12 protein-coding genes are annotated in these 16,088 nt (G+C 68.5%); 10 read left to right on the forward strand and 2 right to left on the reverse strand.

Annotated features, from left to right (window positions below):
- Positions 1-263: 263 nt before the first annotated feature.
- From ACZ42Y_RS06320 to ACZ42Y_RS06330, 3 genes are all read left to right on the forward strand, one after another.
- The gene (locus ACZ42Y_RS06320) at positions 264-590 is read left to right on the forward strand and encodes an acylphosphatase (RefSeq protein WP_058370773.1); all 327 of its coding nucleotides are present in this window, start codon (positions 264-266) and stop codon (positions 588-590) included.
- A 122-nt stretch (positions 591-712) separates the two neighbouring features.
- Positions 713-5,146 carry a coiled-coil domain-containing protein gene (locus ACZ42Y_RS06325; RefSeq protein ID WP_058370772.1) on the forward strand — a complete coding sequence of 1,478 codons (4,434 nt, stop codon included), beginning with the start codon at positions 713-715 and terminating at the stop codon, positions 5,144-5,146.
- Positions 5,147-5,303: 157 nt separating this feature from the next.
- The gene (locus tag ACZ42Y_RS06330) at positions 5,304-5,999 is read left to right on the forward strand and encodes a hypothetical protein (protein WP_058370771.1); all 696 of its coding nucleotides are present in this window, start codon (positions 5,304-5,306) and stop codon (positions 5,997-5,999) included.
- Here the strand turns inward: ACZ42Y_RS06330 and ACZ42Y_RS06335 are convergent.
- On the reverse strand, positions 5,976-6,518 hold the full coding sequence (locus tag ACZ42Y_RS06335) for an NUDIX hydrolase (protein ID WP_269082809.1): 543 nt from the start codon (positions 6,516-6,518) through the stop codon (positions 5,976-5,978). The genes ACZ42Y_RS06330 and ACZ42Y_RS06335 overlap by 24 nt on opposite strands.
- Positions 6,519-6,652: 134 nt before the next feature.
- On the opposite strand from ACZ42Y_RS06335, the gene ACZ42Y_RS06340 reads away from it, so the two are divergent.
- The 6 genes from ACZ42Y_RS06340 (at position 6,653) to ACZ42Y_RS06365 (ending at position 12,492) form a co-directional block, all read left to right on the forward strand.
- A complete protein-coding gene (locus tag ACZ42Y_RS06340) occupies positions 6,653-7,441 on the forward strand; it encodes a hypothetical protein (RefSeq protein ID WP_168371281.1) in 789 nt (262 codons plus the stop codon).
- Between the two features lie 12 nt (positions 7,442-7,453).
- Positions 7,454-7,993, forward strand: a complete 540-nt coding sequence (locus tag ACZ42Y_RS06345) for a hypothetical protein (RefSeq protein WP_464735298.1) — start codon at positions 7,454-7,456, stop codon at positions 7,991-7,993.
- A gap of 73 nt (positions 7,994-8,066) precedes the next feature.
- Positions 8,067-9,770 (forward strand): APC family permease, encoded by a 1,704-nt coding sequence (locus ACZ42Y_RS06350; protein ID WP_464735299.1) that lies wholly within the window; start codon positions 8,067-8,069, stop codon positions 9,768-9,770.
- Positions 9,664-10,704 (forward strand): ABC transporter substrate-binding protein, encoded by a 1,041-nt coding sequence (locus ACZ42Y_RS06355; protein WP_464735300.1) that lies wholly within the window; start codon positions 9,664-9,666, stop codon positions 10,702-10,704. Before ACZ42Y_RS06350 ends, ACZ42Y_RS06355 begins: the two co-directional genes overlap by 107 nt.
- Before the next feature lie 20 nt (positions 10,705-10,724).
- Complete coding sequence (locus ACZ42Y_RS06360; protein ID WP_058370767.1) at positions 10,725-11,696, forward strand: iron chelate uptake ABC transporter family permease subunit; 972 nt, start codon at positions 10,725-10,727, stop codon at positions 11,694-11,696.
- A 7-nt stretch (positions 11,697-11,703) separates the two neighbouring features.
- On the forward strand, positions 11,704-12,492 hold the full coding sequence (locus ACZ42Y_RS06365; protein ID WP_058370766.1) for an ABC transporter ATP-binding protein: 789 nt from the start codon (positions 11,704-11,706) through the stop codon (positions 12,490-12,492).
- 99 nt (positions 12,493-12,591) lie between these two features.
- Here ACZ42Y_RS06365 and ACZ42Y_RS06370 read toward each other — a convergent pair whose 3' ends face one another.
- Positions 12,592-14,820, reverse strand: coding sequence for an ABC transporter substrate-binding protein (locus ACZ42Y_RS06370; RefSeq protein ID WP_058370765.1), 2,229 nt, complete (start codon positions 14,818-14,820; stop codon positions 12,592-12,594).
- A 260-nt stretch (positions 14,821-15,080) separates the two neighbouring features.
- Between ACZ42Y_RS06370 and ACZ42Y_RS06375 the strand changes: the two genes are divergently transcribed.
- The gene (locus tag ACZ42Y_RS06375; RefSeq protein WP_464735301.1) at positions 15,081-16,079 is read left to right on the forward strand and encodes an ABC transporter permease; all 999 of its coding nucleotides are present in this window, start codon (positions 15,081-15,083) and stop codon (positions 16,077-16,079) included.
- The last annotated feature ends 9 nt before the right edge of the window (positions 16,080-16,088 follow it).

A 16,088-nucleotide genomic window follows, 5' to 3' on the forward strand; every position in this document is an offset into this window, starting at 1 on the left:
AGGCGCCTAGAGCATCGGGAGAACGCCTCACCCTTTTCCACGCGCCCCCACGCTCTCCCGGGGAGCTCTTGAGCCCCCGCCTTGACGCCAGGGTGCCCTGGCAGCGGCGGCCCGGCGGTGAGGGGCAGCTCCGCTGCGTCGAGGAGGTATGGCCCTGGCAGCCTCGTCCACCAGCACCTGGAGCCCCTCCCCCGCCCCGGGGGCCACATTATTAAGCCTGTTACATGGGTGCACTTCCCTACACCCTCCAGGGCGGAGGGCCCATGGCCGGCGGGATGGCTAGGGCCTATCTCCGCATCTACGGCAGGGTACAGGGCGTCTTCTTCCGGGCCACTATGAGGGAGGTTGCCCGGAGGCTCGGGGTCACGGGCTGGGTCAGGAACATGCCTGATGGGAGCGTGGAGGCTGTTGTCGAGGGGCCCCGGGAGGCCGTTGAGGAGGTGATACGCTGGGCCCACCGGGGCCCGCCGGCGGCCCGGGTTGAGAGGGTCGTGGTGGTCTGGGAGCCGTACCGGGGCGAGTACCGGGACTTCACTATACGCTACGACCTGGAGCCGTACCGGCCCACGCCCCTCCAGGAGGAGGGCTAGAGGCCCCAGGAGGCTCCGGCGCCGCGGCCATAGTGCTACCCGTGTACTACGGGCTGGCCGCCGGGAGCCGAGGGGTGCCGCTGTATGAGTGTTACTCATGCCTCTACACCCGGGTTTCGGCTATGCCTCCGGAGACTGTGGCCAGGCGCTGCGGGCCGCCGCCCGCGAGGCTGCCGAGCCTGACTGGCACGGACGCCAGGAGGCTCGACGAGTACCTCCCCCCGCTGCCGAGCAGGCAGAGGGTCTACCAGCAGGTAGCCGAGGCCCTCAACGAGATGGAGAAGAGCCAGGACCCCGTCCTCGTGCTCCTCGTGGCGGAGTGGGGGGAGGGGAAGACAAGCGTATACAACGCTAGGATCAGGCCCTGGCTGGAGGAGAGGGGCTGGCTGGGCCTCGAGGCCCGGGCCGCCACGGTGCTCGCCCACCTCTCCTCGCTGCGCGGCAGGAGCGAGAGGGGCCCCGCCTACCGGCTCGCCGCCGCGCTCCTCGCCGCGGGGCTGGAGCAGAGGGGGCTCCTCCCCCGCTACGGCGGCCCCGATGGGGCGGAGAGCCTCCGGGGCTACGTGGAGAGGGTGCTCCGCGGCCTGGTGCCCAGGGGCGGTAGGCTCGTAGTGTTCATAGACGAGCTCGAGGACCTCGTCGCCTCGGCGAGGGAGGAGGAGCTGGCGGAGCTCGTGGCAGGGCTCGTGGGCATACTGAACGGCGACGTGGAGATAGTCTCCGCCGGCTGCAGCGGCGAGGGCTGCATGCCGGGCGCCCTCCACCTGGTGGCCAGCCTCACTCCCCCGGCCTACAGCAGGCTGATGGGGCTAAGGGACTTCGCCACCGTGGCCGCGAGGCTCCGGAGGAGAGTGAGGAGTATCTGGATAAGGCCGCTCACCAGGCGCGAGGCCTTCGCCTTCCTGGAGAGCCTCGCCCGCTACACTCTCGGCAGGGGGCTCGAGGGGCTGCTCAGGGACCACAGCCTGGCCCACGCTGTGGTATCAGGCACGCTGGGCAACATGGGGGCACTGGTCTCGGCCTTCCGCTACCTAGTCTCCTGGGCGCGGGGCCGCGGTGACTGCGGCGACGGCGTGGCCGTGCTCGATACCGGGGAGCTGCTGGAGGCCCTCCAGGGCCTCACGCTGAGCGTCGGCGGCGCCGAGCTGCCGGCCCTCAACAGCGAGGCCTACTCGAGGCTGGCTGAGGGCTGGGGGGCCCGGGCGAGGCTGGCGGGCTTCGACGCGGGGCTCGCCAGGAGGCTGCTCGAGGAGCTCGTGGCCAGGGGCGCCGCGCCGGTGGAGGACCTCGCCGCCGCGCTCGGGGCCAGGCCCGGCGTCCTTGAGGAGATGGTTAGGGAGATGAACCTCTACGGCGAGCAGTCCTGGCCCCGCCGCGAGCTGGGGGTGCAGAGGCTCGTCCACGAAGTGCTCGAGACCCCGGCGGTGGAGGATGCCTTCAAGCTTCTCCGCACGGTGGAGCCGGAGGCTGTGAAGCTCCTCCCCCAGCTGGCGGGGATGGATGGGGGGAGCCCGCTGGAGCAGCTGCTCGACAGCCTCGTCTACACCGAGCCCACGGGCAGGCTGGTCGTGGCCGTGCCCCCGGACGAGAGGGCCGCGGTGGACCTGGTGGCGGACGCGTCGCCGCTGGAGCTAAGCCGCTCGGAGGCCGAGAGGCTGGCCCAGCTGCTCTGGGAGGCCCTATTCTCCCGGCTCCTGGGCGCCGGCGGCTCCAGGGCCTACATGCTGTCGCCGAGGCTGCAGCGCCTCCTCTACGTGAGCCCCGAGCTGAGCTACCTGGACTTCATAGCTGACCGTGTCGAGAGGCTGCAGGTGATACGCCGCGTCTACACCGAGGCCGGCCGCAGCCACCTCGCCGCCGGCGCCGCCGCTGTGCTGGCCGCCGAGGGGCTGCTAAGGGAGCCGCCGGCGCTCCAGGGCGAGGGCGTGGCTAGGGCTGAGGCCGTGCTCCAGGGGGGCGCGAGGGCCCGGGTGCTGGTCTACGCGGTGCCGGGCGAGGTGACCGCCGAGGAGGCTAGGAGGCTGGAGAGCCAGGTGATGGCTGCCGTTATGAGCGGCTGGAGGCCCCACGCCGTGCTGCTGGTGCACCATGGAGGGGTGGAGCCGCGGGCCAGGAGGCTGCTCGAAAGCCTCGAGGGCAAGCTCTTCCTGAAGATAGTCGACGCCCCCATAGAGTCCATGGTTAGCCGCGTCAGGCTCCAGGCCCTCGGGGTGAAGCTGGCCGCCGAGACGGGCGGGCTGGAGGAGGCGCTGCACGCCGCCGTGGAGGCCGCGGGGAGCCCGGAGGCCGCCGAGAGGCTCGGGCTGGACCCCCTCCGCCTCCACTCCATGCTCCGCGAGCTCGCCGAGGAGCTGAGGCCCAGGGAGAGGCTGGAGCGGGGGCTAGAGGAGGGCGTCGAGGGGGCCCCGCTTCTGGTGAGGGACCCGAAGCTGGGCTACGACGTCGAGAGGCCGACGGAGCTGAGCGGCGCGCTCCGCTACTTCCTCGTGGTCCCGAGCACGAGGGCCTCCGCCAGGGAGGCGCTGCACGCCGCCTACGAGTACGTTATGAGGTACCACCTCTACCGCGGCCCGGGCGGCGAGGGGCGGGGCCTGCTGAGCCCCGACATAGACCGGGGCGAGGTCCAGACCCTGGAGAAGTACATGCTCCTGCTGGCCGCCAACGGCTTCCTGGAGAAGACGAACGGCTCGGCGAGGGTGGACGTGCTCAGCCCCGTGGAGAGGAGCGTGCTCCGGGCCCTGGAGCAGCTGGGCGCCCGGAGCCAGGAGGTCCAGGCGTCCAGGGTTTGGGAGCTGCTGGTTGTCGAGGCTCGCAACCCGGGCACTAGGAGAATGCTGCTCCAGAGCCTCGTCTACCGGGGCCTCGTCGCCGCCTCCTCCGAGAGGAGGGTTGACCCCGAGCGCTCCAGGCTCCGGCTCCGCGACAGCGAGGAGGCAGCGTGGCAGCTGATACGGGAGGCCCGGGAGCTCGTCGAGGAGATAGAGGGGGACCCCGAGGCGAGGAGCTGGGGGCTGATAGTCTCCGCGAAGGCGAGGGACTACAGGGCTGGAAGCCTCGAGGGGTTCGCCAGGAAGATGAGAGGCCTGCTGGCCACTGCCGAGGAGGCCCTGAAGGCTGGCAACCTGCTCATGTCCCTCCGGCTGGCCCGCACCGTGCTCGACGCGGCGGAGTACGTGAGAGGCGAGATCCTCCGGGGCCACGTGAAGCCCGCCGCCGCGGAGGCGAGGAGGCTGAGGGCGCGGCTGGAGGAGTACGCCGGCAGGATAGAGGAGGCCCGCAGGGAGACCGAGAGGCTGCTGGAGAGGCTCACCGGCAGGAAGGTGAGGCTGAGGATAGAGGGGCTCGAGAGGCTGAGGGAGGCGGTCCACGCAGTGGAGGAGATAGAGGAGCTGAGGATCAGCGAGGCGCAGCTGGAGGAGGAGGCCAGGAGGCTCTGGGAGGAGGCCAGGCGCCGGAGGCCCCGCGACCCCGGCCGGGTGAACCCCTTCTACGTCTCCGGCACCGGGCCGGCGCTGCACTTCAACTACAAGCTCTGGCTGGTAGCGAGGAGGCTCGAGGAGCTGGGGCTGGCCAAGCTGACCCCCAGCGGGATAGAGGAGGGCGAGTGGCTGCAGAGCACGCTCAGGGCGCTGGAGGAGCTGGCCGAGAGGCTGCGGAGACTGCTGGAGGAGACCGCCGGGCTCCGGAGGAGGGCGGAGGAGCTGGCCGAGAGGCTGCGGAGGCTGGGCGCCGAGGCCCCGGAGCCCCAGGCGATAGTGCTGCAGGGCCTGGAGGCGCCCGGCGAGATAGGCCTGGACGAGGCTGAGCAGCTGCTCGCCGAGGCCCGGCGCCAGCTCGAGGAGGGCCGCCGGCCCCTGCTGGAGCTGGAGGAGCAGGTGGACCGGCTGCTCCAGAGCCTGGAGGCGATGGAGGAGCTGGCCGCCGAGGCGGAGAGCTGGCTCCACGGCCTCGAGGAGGCCAGGGCCAGGGCCGGGGAGGCCGGGCTCCCCTCCTCGAGGAGGCTCGGGGAGGCGGTGGAGGACCTGGCGCTGGCCCTGGACCAGGCCAGGGCGCTCAGGAGCAATGCGATGGAGGCGCTGAGGAGGGGCGGGGGCCGGGTCGAGGCCGCCAGGGAGGCCAGGGGGCTGGTGGAGAGCGCCGTGGCGGTGCTCCGGGACAGCCTTGAGAGGGCTAAGAGGGTTCACGCCGACGCGGTGGCGGAGGCTGAGAGGCTGCGCAGCGCGCTGGAGGCGGAGGCGCAGGCGCTCCGCGAGGCGCTGGAGAGGGCGGGCTCCGGGGCCCCGGAGCCCCCCAGGGCCGGGGACCCGTTCGAGGCCGTGGCCAGGCTGCACGGCTACATGGAGGAGCTGAGGAGGATGGCTGAGGGAGCAGGGCTGCTCTCGCCGGAGGAGCTGGAGGCCTACAAGCTGGTGGCGCTGGAGCGGAGGAGGAGGGGCGAGCTGCTGCTCCGCGAGGCCGCCGAGATAGTGGCCGAGAGGATGGGGATCGGCCTCGAGGAGGCCAGGAGGATACTGATATCCCTCATCGAGAAGGAGGTCCTGGAGCCCAGGCTCTAGCCTCTCTTCCCCGCGGCCTCCGGGCGGCGGGATTAGCTTCGGCCACCCCCAGGCAGAGCTATAGGGAGGCCCGGCCGGCAACGAGCGAGAGGGGGAAGAGGGGCCGGGAGAACCCCTCCTCCCAGAGCCTCCCGGGGGGCAGGAAGGGGCAGCGGTGATGCCTAGGAACCGGCGGCTGGACGACTACCTCCGCGAGCTGGGGGCGGCAGTCCACTCCAGGCAGGTAGACGTGGAGGAGCTGATCCGCCGCGTGGCGGAGGAGGCCGCCAGGGAGGCCGGCGGGGGCTGCGGGGAGGGGGCCGATAAGGCCCTCCTCGAGAGGCTTGAGAGGATAGAGGAGAGGCTGGAGGCCATCGAGAGGAGGCTGGAGGCGCTGGAGCGCCGGGGAGGCGGGCTAACGCGCCGCGACGTGGAGGAGCTGGCCCGCGCCATATCGGCCGCGGTGGCCCAGGCGCTGCGGCAGGCGCAGGGGAGCCGGGCCAGGGAGGAGCCCGCCTGGCTCCGCGCCGTGGCCGAGAGGCTCCGGGGCAGGGGCTACGTGCTGCTCCACGAGCTGCCGCCGGAGGCCCGGGAGGGCTTCGACCCGGAGGAGGCCCGGAGGAGGGGCCTAGTGGTGGCCGGCCTGGGCGGGGAGACCGTGGTGCTGACGCGGCAGGGGCTCCGCGAGTTCCTCGAGAGGCTGAGGGGGCTCCGGGCGAGCGACGAGTACGAGGCAGAGGCGCAGATGGGCCGCTACAAGGCTCTCTTCCGGCTCCTCCGCGAGGAGGGCCTCGTCTACTACGCCGGCCCGGGCCGGGGCTGGGTGGTGCAGGGCAGCCTGGGGAGGATGCTAGCCGAGGAGAAACTTGTATAGCAGGAGCCCGGCCAGGGTCTTGCAGTCCCTTATCTCCCCCCTCTTGATCATCTCCAGCGCCTCCTCCAGCGGGACCCAGCGGACCTCTATCACCTCGTCCTCCTCCGGCCTGGCCCCCACCTCCCTGAGCCCGCCCGCCGCGTAGATGTAGAGCATCTCTGTGGAGACCCCGGGGCTGCTGTAGAACCTGGCCAGGGGCCTGAGCCAGCCCGGCTCGTAGCCGGTCTCCTCCACAAGCTCCCTCCGCGCAGTCTCCTCCGGCTCCTCCCCCGGCTCCAGCGTGCCGGCGGGGATCTCGTAGAGCCACTCCCCCACGCTCGGCCGGTACTGGCGCTCCATAAGCACCCTGCCCCGCTCGTCCACCGCCACCACGGCCACCGCGCCCGGGTGCTGGAACGTGTCGAACAGCCTCCTCTGCCCGTTAACCAGGGCCTCTACCTGGCCGAAGGAGAAGCGGCGGCCGCGGCACAGCTCCCGGAAGCCTAGCACCCTTGGCTCCTCTCCACGGCTCCCCGGCAACCATGACCCCCTCGCTCTGGGTTGCATCCCCTGGAGCCGCCGGGGCCTGGCTGGCTCCGAGGGGGACCGGGCTAGGCGGTATATAGCCTCTAACCCCGGGGTGGAAGCCTAGGTGTGTAGAGGAGGGCGGCGGGTTGAGGGCTTTATCGCCGGTGGTGGCGGAGGTGCTGCTGATACTCATAGCTGCCGCGGCAGCCGCCCTCCTCTACACCTGGCTCAGCGGCCAGGTCTCGGGCTCCCTAGGGACTCCGGCGCTGCTGCCCGAGCTGCGTATCGAGGACGCCGCGCCCCTCTACAGCGGCAATGGGAGCTACTGCTACGGGGTAAAGGTGTCGCTGAGCAACACGGGCCTCGCGGCGGCCGAGCTGGACAACATGACTAGCGGCTACATACTGGACTCGACGGGCTCGGCGATACCTGCGGTGGTCTACAACATAACGGGGGGCATGAGTATCCCGCCCGGGGGCTTCACCGCCCTGATCGTGCTACCCCTCGAGAACACCAGCCTGGTCAACCCGGTGTACGCCAAGATTGTGGCGCGCAGCGGCGTGGAGGCTGTGGCGCCCGTAGCCCCCCTATGCAGCCTGATGGGGGCGATAGTTGCTAGGCTCCCCGCCCAGGACGGGTACAGCAGGACCCTGGAGGCGGGTGACGCGAACCTAACGCTATCCGTGACAAGCCCCAGCACCGGCCTATACCGGGTGGACTATAGGATAGACGTGCCCGGCGGCTACAGGCTCGTCTACGCCATGATCGAGGTCTTGAACTCGACGGGCCGGCACCCCATGTGGGCCGCCAGCCCGGTGGTGGTCTACAAGGACGTGGCGGGGCCAAACTACGTGGCGGGCTACTGGTACCCTATAGCCGGCCAGGAGTTCCCCGTAACTGTGAGGCTCGTGCTCTACGTGGAGAGGGCCTCATAGGAGGCGGCGGCCTTGGGGATGGAGGTTGTGCTAGTACCCTTCCACCTCGCCAGGCTCGGCGACCGGCTGGTGGGAATGGACGCCTACTTCTGGCCGAGCCTGGAGGAGAGGTACCGGGTGGTCCTCCTAGTCCAGCCGGCTGAGCGTCTCTCCGGCGCCCCGGCCGGCGGCTGCCGGCTCCCCGCGAGGGTGGAGGCCCGGGACCAGGTGGAGGAGATCCAGCACCTCGCCAGGGAGAGGATCCCCAGGCCCCGGGTGCGGAGGGGCAGGGCGTGGCGCAGCCTGGCCTGGCTCCTCGTACCCGTGAAGCTGCTCGAGGCGGCCGGCCTCTGGGACCGAGTGGAGGTGCCCGAGAAGGCCTACGCCCTGGCGCTGGCCCGCGGCCTCCAGGGGCTCGAGCCCCTAGGCGAGACGCGGTACGCCGCCTTCACCCGCGGCGGGGATGGCGTTCTCCTCCCCGTGGACGAGGGGATGAGGAGGATCTACTCCGAGCTGGCCCGCCGCGACAGGGGCTACGCCAGGGCCGCCAGGGAGGCTGCATGCAGGGGCTAGAGGGGATTGGCGGGTCGGCCAGCAGCCCCTTGGTCTTCACACCTAGGCCCCCACGGCCCCCGGGGGAGACGCCGTGGAGGGCCTCAGCTTTGCTACATCTCCTCACTCCCGCCTACCCCGGGCTGGCGGCTGGCGAGGCGCCTATTGTCTTTACCCCGGCGGGCCCCCGGGGGGCCGGGCCGCCGGGGGTGGGGATGGGCTGAGGCCTGGAGGCGGTAAGCTGAGCCTCTGGGAGGCCACCGCCATAGCCGTCGGCATGATCATAGGGGCTAGCATATTCGCGCTGGTCGGCGTGGGGGCCGAGGTCGCGGGCAGGGACCTTCCCCTGGCGCTGGTCCTCGACTCTCTCGCGGCCGGCCTCGTGGCCTACTCCTATGCCAAGCTGGGCGCCAGGTTCGTCTCAAACGCCGGCCCGATAGAGTTCATCATAAGGGGGCTGGGGGACGGCCTGGCCACCGGGGTCCTGGCCTTCATGCTCTGGCTCACCTACGTGCTCTCAATATCCATGTTCGCCAAGGCGTTTGCCGGCTACCTCCTCGCCCTCCTCGGCCGGGAGCCCGGTGGCCTCGCCGCCGGCCTCGCCGAGGCGCTGGCCATAGCCTTCTTCACCGCGCTCGACATAAGGGGCTCGAAGACCGTGGGCAGGGCCGAGGGCGCCATAGTGGCTGCCAAGCTGGCGGTGCTGGGCCTCTTCATAGCCGCCGGCATCTGGAGCGTGGAGCCGGGCCTGCTCGCCCCCGACCTCAGCCCCCGCGGGCTGCGGGGAGCGCTCTACGCCGCCTCGGTCTTCTTCCTCAGCTACACCGGGTTCGGGCTGGTGACCAACGCCTCGGAGGACATAGAGGACCCCGAGCGCAACGTGCCCCGGGCAATCTACCTGAGCCTGGTGATAGCAAGCCTCGTCTACGTGCTCGTGGCTGTTGTCGCCGTTGGCAACCTGCCGGTGGAGGAGCTGGCAAGGGCCAGGGACTACGCGCTCGCCGAGGCGGCGAGGCCCTTCCTCGGGAGCCTCGGCTTCACAATGGTCTCGCTGGGGGCGCTGCTCTCCACGAGCAGCGCGATAAACGCCAGCCTCTACGGGGGCGCCAACATAGCCTACGCGCTCGCCAAGAAGGGGGAGCTGCCCAGAGTGTTCGAGAGAAGGAGCTGGCTCAGCGAGCCCGAGGGCCTCTACATAACCGCGCTCCTGAGCCTCGCCTTCGCCCTCGGGCTCAACCTGGACGGGGTGGCGGAGGTCTGCAGCGCCACATTCATAGCCGTGTATATGGCCGTCATAGTGTCCCACTACCGGCTCGCCGGCGAGACCCGGGGGAGCAGGCCGCTCATACTGCTGAGCCTCGCGGTGGTGCTGGCCCTGCTGGCCCTCCTCCTCTACTACCAGCTGGCGAGCAACCCACGCGCCTTCTACACCACGGTCACCGTCTACACCGCCGTGGCCCTGCTGGAGGCCGTGTACCGCCGGGCCACCGGCCGCCGGTTCCGCGCCGGGGCTCAGGAAGGCCAGCTCAACAGCTATAAGCATAAGTATTGGACCCCGGGTCCAGCCAGTGCTCCGGCGGCAGGCCTTGAGGACCGGAGCAGCTGTGGCCCTGGCAGTGGTCCTCCTCCTAGTGGGCCTAGCAGCCGGCTACCTAGCTGGCAGGAGCGGCTCCAAGACAGCCACGGAGACGGTGGCCACTACCGTGACAACCACTGTGACGCAGACCATGCCGCCGAGCACCGTGACGGCTACAGAGACCGTGACAAAGACCCTGGTGGAGAATCACACGATCGTTGAGACGAGCACGGCCACCGTGACAGCCACGGCCACGAGGATAGTGCTCGTGGACGCGCTGGGCAGGAGTATTGTGCTGGAGAAGCCCGCGGAGAGGATAGTAACCCTGGCCCCCTCGATAACGGAGGATGTGTGCAGCCTAGGGCTCTGCAGCAGGATAGTGGGGCTAGACAGCTACTCCAAGACGGTGGAAGGGGTGCCGTCGAACGCCACCGTGGTGGGCGGCTACTGGAACCCCAGCCCGGAGAAGATAGCGGCGCTGCACCCCGACCTGGTGCTCGCCTGCAGCGGCGTACCCTACCAGGAGAGGATGGCGCCGCAGCTGGAGCAGCTGGGGATAAGGGTGTTCTTCCTCCGCTGCGACCGGGCCAGGGACCTGAACGACATCTACTGGGACCTCCGAGCCGTGGCCACCCTGCTCGGCCGCCCCGAGGCAGCCGATAAGGTGATAGAGGGGATGCGGGAGCGGGTCGCCAGGCTCGAGGAGGCGCTGGCCAACATGACCAGGCCCAGCGTGGCGCTGCTAGTCTACCTGCAGAAGAACGGCGCCTGGGTGGCCGGCGGCGGCACATTCCAGGACACGCTGGTAAACCTTGCAGGCGGCACGAACGTGTTCCACAGCCTCCACGGGTGGCAGATGGTCGGCTACGAGGAGATACTCTCCAAGAACCCCGACTACATAGTGGTGACGGGTATGTCCCCCGCCGACTACAACCGCACCATAGCGCTGTTCGAGTCCACGCCGCTGAAGAACGCGAGGGCCTTCAGGGAGGGCCACGTCTGCGTGCTCTACGGCGAGGCGGCAAACCGTCTAAACCGCCCAAGCCCTGGAGTGGTTGACGCCGCCTACCTGCTAGCCCACTTGCTCCACCCCGACAAGGTGGAGGCCCCGGCAGGCCTCGCCGAGAGCTACCACTGCCTAGGCCAGAGCGGCTAAGGGGGACCGGGGCGCCTCCCATGGGGAGCCCGCGTGTTTTTCCCTGGCTCGGCGCGGCCCTGGCGCTGCTCTTCCTGGCCTCGCTCTCAGTCGGGCCCGCCGGGGTCTACAACCCGCTCGATCCGGGCGGCTGGGGGCTGATCCTCCGGCTCCGGCTTCTCCGCAGCCTCCTAGCCCTAGGGGTTGGCGCCGCCCTGGGGGCTGCCGGGGCGCTGATGCAGTACAGCGTCTCCAACCCTCTGGCCAGCCCGAGCATACTGGGCGTCTCGCCCGGGGCGCTGCTGGCCTCCGTGCTCGTCTTGCTCGCCTGGGACGGGGCGCCCCTGCCCGGCCTGCCTCTCCTCGCCGGAACCCTGGGCGGGTTCGCCGCCTACCTGGCCTCCGCCGGGCTCGCAGCCCGGCTGGGCTTCACCCGGGCCGGGCTGGTGCTCGCCGGCCTGGCGGTCTCGAGCCTGCTCTCGGGGCTCTCGAGCATGCTCGTCATGCTGGCAGAGGCGAGGCTGGGCATGCCCGCCGCCATGGTGCTCCTCGGCAGCTTCGCCTACGCGGTCCCGGGGGACGTCTACACAGCGCTGGGGGCGGCCGCGGCCGCGGCCCTACTGGGGGCGGCTCTGGCGAGGGGCCTCGACGCGGTCTCCTACGGCGACGAGGCCGCCGCGGCCATGGGCTATAGCCCGGCCCGGGTGAGGCTGGCGGCGAGCCTCGCGGCCGCGGCGCTGACCTCCGTGTGCGTCTACGCCGCCGGGCTCATAGGCTTTGTTGGCCTCGTAGCCCCTAACGCTGCAAGGCTGCTGGCCGGCGGCCACCCGAGCCGCAGCATCCCGGGCTCCCTGCTCCTGGGCGCGGCTACGGCGTTGTCCGCCGACCTGGCGGGTAGGCTGCTCGCCCTGGCCATGGGCCTCGGCGAGGTGCCCGCCGGGCTGATAACCAGCAGCGTGGGGGGCGCCTTCCTCGCCTACATGCTCCTCCGCGGCGGCCTGGAGGAGGGCTAGGTGAGGCATGGAGGAGGCTGAGGGGCTGAGGGCCCTCGATATCCGCGTGGAGCTGGGCGGCGCCACCATCCTGGACGGGGTGAGCCTTGAGGCCAGGCCCGGGCTGGTCACCGTGGTGCTTGGGCCCAACGGGGCCGGGAAGACCACGCTCCTCAAGACGGTGGCAGGGCTGCTGGAGCCCAGCAGGGGCCGCGTCCTCCTCGACGGGGTGGAGGTCCACCGGCTCCCCCCGAGGGAGAGGGCCAGGCGGCTAGCCTACATCCCGGCCTTCCTGGAGGCGCCGGGGCTCGGGCAGAGCGTCGAGGAGTTCGTCGCCGCCAGCCGCTACCCGCTCCGCCGGAGCCTGGCCCTGGGCCCCTCGGAGAGAGACCTCGCGGAGGCTAGGAGGCAGCTTGCCAGGGTGGAGGCTGCGGGGCTCGCGGCGAGGAGGCTTGCGGCGCTGAGCAGCGGCGAGAGGCAGCGGGCCCTCCTAGCCCACGCTCTCGCCAGGGGCGCCCGGGCGCTGCTCGCCGACGAGCCCACTAGCTTCCTCGACCTGCGCGGGAGACTGCTCACCTACAAGCTGCTCGTAGAGGAGGCGAGAAGGGGACGCATCGTGGTGGCCGCGACCCACGACATGGTGCTAGCCGGGCTCTACGCCGACCGGGTGGCAGTGCTCCACCGGGGCCGGGTGGTGGCCGCCGGGGGGCCGGGAGAGGTGCTGGAGCCGGGGCTGCTGGAGGAGGTGTTCGGGGTTAGGGTGGAGATGGCCCGGGTGGCCGGGAGGAGCGTGCCCGTGCCGGTGGACACCGCGTAGGGAGCGTAGAACCCGGGGGGACGCGCCGGGGCCCGCGAGAAGGGGCCCGGTGGAGACGGGGAGAGGGGAAAAAGACTACGGGTTCACAGGGTTGGCCGGTTACTTCACTGTGACTGTTATCTCGCTGAACTTGGTGCCGCCGTAGAGCAGTGGGCCGGCGTAGTCGTCGGGGTCCAGGTAGTCGGGCGCCCAGCCTATGATGTAGACGTCGAAGTCGCCCTTCTCGGTCTTACTCAGCAGGGTTGGCCAGTTCAACGCCTTCACGGTCACCCTGAAGCCCAGCTGGCCCCAGGTCTGCTGGAGTATCGACGCTATCTTCTCGCGCTGGCTGTTACCAGTGTTGTACCATATCTCTATCGTGTACTCGGATGGGTTGATGCCGCTCTTCCTTATCAGCTCCGTGGCCTTAGCGGGGTCGAAGTGGTACTTGATCACTATGTCGTCGTTGTGCCCGGGGAACCCGGCGGGTAGCACGCCGTACAGCGGCACCAGGTAGCCAGCGTACACAGCGCTGCTTATCTGCTCGAAGGGTATCATGTATATCAGCGCCTGCCTTACCAGCCTGTTGTTGAACGGAGGCTTCATAGTGTTCAGCACTATGTAGATTATCGTGGGCTCTATGCCGCCCTCCTCCACCTGTATCCTGAAGCTGGTGCCCTCCATCTGGTAGTCCTTCACGTCCTTGAGCCTGTCGAGCGGTATCGCGCCGGTGTCGGCCTGGCCGGACTTCAGTATCTCTATCCTGGAGACCGCGTCATTGTTTATCAGGTAGATCACTGTCTTGTGGCTGGGGACGCCGTTCTCGCCGTAGGGCTTCATTGTCCAGAGGGTCTTGTTCCAGTAGTAGGGGTTGTACTCGAGCACTATGTAGCTGTTCTCCTTGTACTCCTTCACGTAGTAGGGGCCGGTGCCGACGGGCTTCTTGTGGAGCAGCAGGTGGGTCGGGTCCTGCTCGCCGGGCTTCACGTAGGCTGCCCAGGCGGCGGGGTTCTTGCCGTAGTTGCTGGCCTTGAGCGCCTCCTCGTACTTGCCCTTCAGCTGGTCAATGTTGTCGAAGAAGTACTTCATGGGCACGACGCTGGCGAAGGGGTCGGCGAGTATGCTTAGTATAGCGCCGTAGGGCTGCTTCAGCTTCAGCATGACTACGCCGGCGGTCCCGCCGCTGTAGCCGAAGAACTTTAGCAGCTCGTCCAGGCTCTTCGGCTCCACGGTCTTCCCGTGGTACTCGGCGTAGATGCCGCCCTTCTGCAGGAGCTGGTTGAACTCCTGCTCGGTCAGCACCTTGGAGTTGTTAACGTCGACGAACTCGGTTATCATCCAGCTGGGGTCTAGGCCCAGCCTGGCTATGCGCCATATGCTGAACAGCGCATCGACAGCGGTTATATTGTAGGTCTTCTTGTCCCAGGGGTCGTAGGCCTTCACGCCGCCCCTTATCACGAAGTACCACACGGTGCCGTCCTCGCTGTGGGCCCAGGCCACCGCTAGGTCGGGGCTCACCTCCTTGGTCTCGTTCTTCCAGTAGGTTACCAGGGTGTCGCCTATGTTGTGCCATATCGCCCAGCCGAAGGTCTCGTAGTCGGCGGCGGGGTCGAAGGTGTCAGGCCAGCCTATGGTGACTATCACGTAGGTGCTGGGATCGTTCTTGTAGCCTCCCAGCCCAAGGTCCACGCTGGGGGCGTTCTTGTCCTCCCAGAGGAGGTCGTAGCGCTCGGCGAGGATCGGGTGGTAGTAGCGGCCGTGGAGCCAGCTCCACTGGACGCGTACCTGCTTATACTGGCCCAGCCAGAGTATGGGGACCTCGTAGTTGCTCAGCTTGTAGATTGCCTCGTAGAGTATCTCGCGTATCTCGGGGTTGGTCTCCCTCCTGGCAGCGATTATCAGCGCGTCTATGGTTGTGTTCCTGTAGAAGGCGGGGTCTATGGTTGTGAAGGCTACCGACTCGTTTATGGGCTTGGTGTGCTTCTCGTCTACAACGTACCTCACTACCACTAGCTTCTTACCGTGGGTCTCTATTTGGGGTATGCTGACCCCCTTGGGAGCCACTACCACCACGGCCTTGCTCGTCTCTATCACGTGGACTCCCTTGGGCAGCTGAGCAGGCTTCGCTGTCTGGGTGGCGGTGGCCGTTGGGCTGGCTGTAGCGGTGCGGGTCGTGGTGGTCCCGGGAGCCTGCGTTGCCGGGGAGGTCGAGGCGGCTGTGGTCGTGGCGGCCGTGGTGGTTGTAGTTGCTACCGGTCCTCCGCCCTTGTGGAGGGACACGTAGGCAGCTATTATGGCCAGGATTATGATTAACACGCCTATAGCGCCTAGGGTCTTCCCGGACGCCATGCCAGGTGCACCTCTCCCGTGGGCATAGGGCTGCCAAGTGTTCGGGCATTGTTTTAGTACACTATCTGGGTTAGCCCTAGGCCGCATCAGCAGTGTTTATAAAAGCTATCATGAGGTTCCACTGGGTCTTCAAAGCATAGCGCGTGGGATAAGCTTCCCGCAAAGAGTTATCCGGGGCCCCGCTCGGGGGCAGCCGACGCGGCGGCCAGTGGGCCTGGAAGCCCCCGGGGGCTGGAGGAAGAGCCTCAGGGTGGGCTCTTGTGGCGGACCTAAGGAGGTTCATCGCGCGTAGGTTCCTAACCTTCGTGCCCACCATTATAGGGGTGACTCTCCTCGTCTACATTATAGCTGCTGTTATACCGGCTGACCCTGCGAGGCTGTGGGCGGGCGGGCAGAAGGCCTCGCCGGAGGTCGTGGAGAGGCTTATCCGGGAGTACCATCTGAACGACCCCTGGTACATCCAGTACTACTACTTCATGAAGAACTTGTTCTTCGGCAACCCCGTGAGCCCTGTGACCCACAACAACGTGTGGAGCGAGATCACGGACCGGTTCCTCACGGTCACTCTGCCCCTCACGCTCCTAGCCTTCGTGCTGATAGTTGTTATTGGTGTTCCCCTGGGGGTGTTGGCGGCGATTAAGAGGGACACCGCGGTCGACATGGTTATCCGGGGCCTGGCCCTGGTCGGGCTCTCTACGCCGATCTTCTGGCTGGCCTACTTGATGATATTCGTCCTGTACCCCCACGGGCTCGTGACCCTGGCGGGTATGCCGACGCCCAGCTACCGTATCACGGGCGTGCCCCTCGTGGACGCGCTGCTGAAGCTCGACCCCCACTACCTGGGGCTGATGCTGAAGAGGCTCTGGCTGCCAGCGTTCATGCTAGCCTACCCTGGTATAGGCGTGATAACAAGGCTTGTCCGGAACAGCTTCCTCGACGCGTATAGCAGGGACTACGTGGACTTCATGGAGGCCCGCGGGTTCCCCAGGAGGAGGGTGTACCTGCACGTGCTCCGCAACTCGCTCTCCCCGATAGTCACCGTGCTGGGGCTCCAGTTCGGCGGGCTGCTGGCCGGCGCCCCGATAACCGAGACGATATTCGGCCTGCCCGGGCTCGGGCTCTACATGCTCCAGGCTATAGAGAACTTCGACTACATGTCCCTGACCGCGTCCGTGCTCCTAGTAGCCTTCATCTACACCTCGGTCAACCTCGTGGTGGACGTGCTCTACGCGGTGATAGACCCGAGGGTAAGGTATTGACGAGGGGCT

The sequence above is a fragment of the Pyrodictium brockii genome, assembly GCF_055379715.1.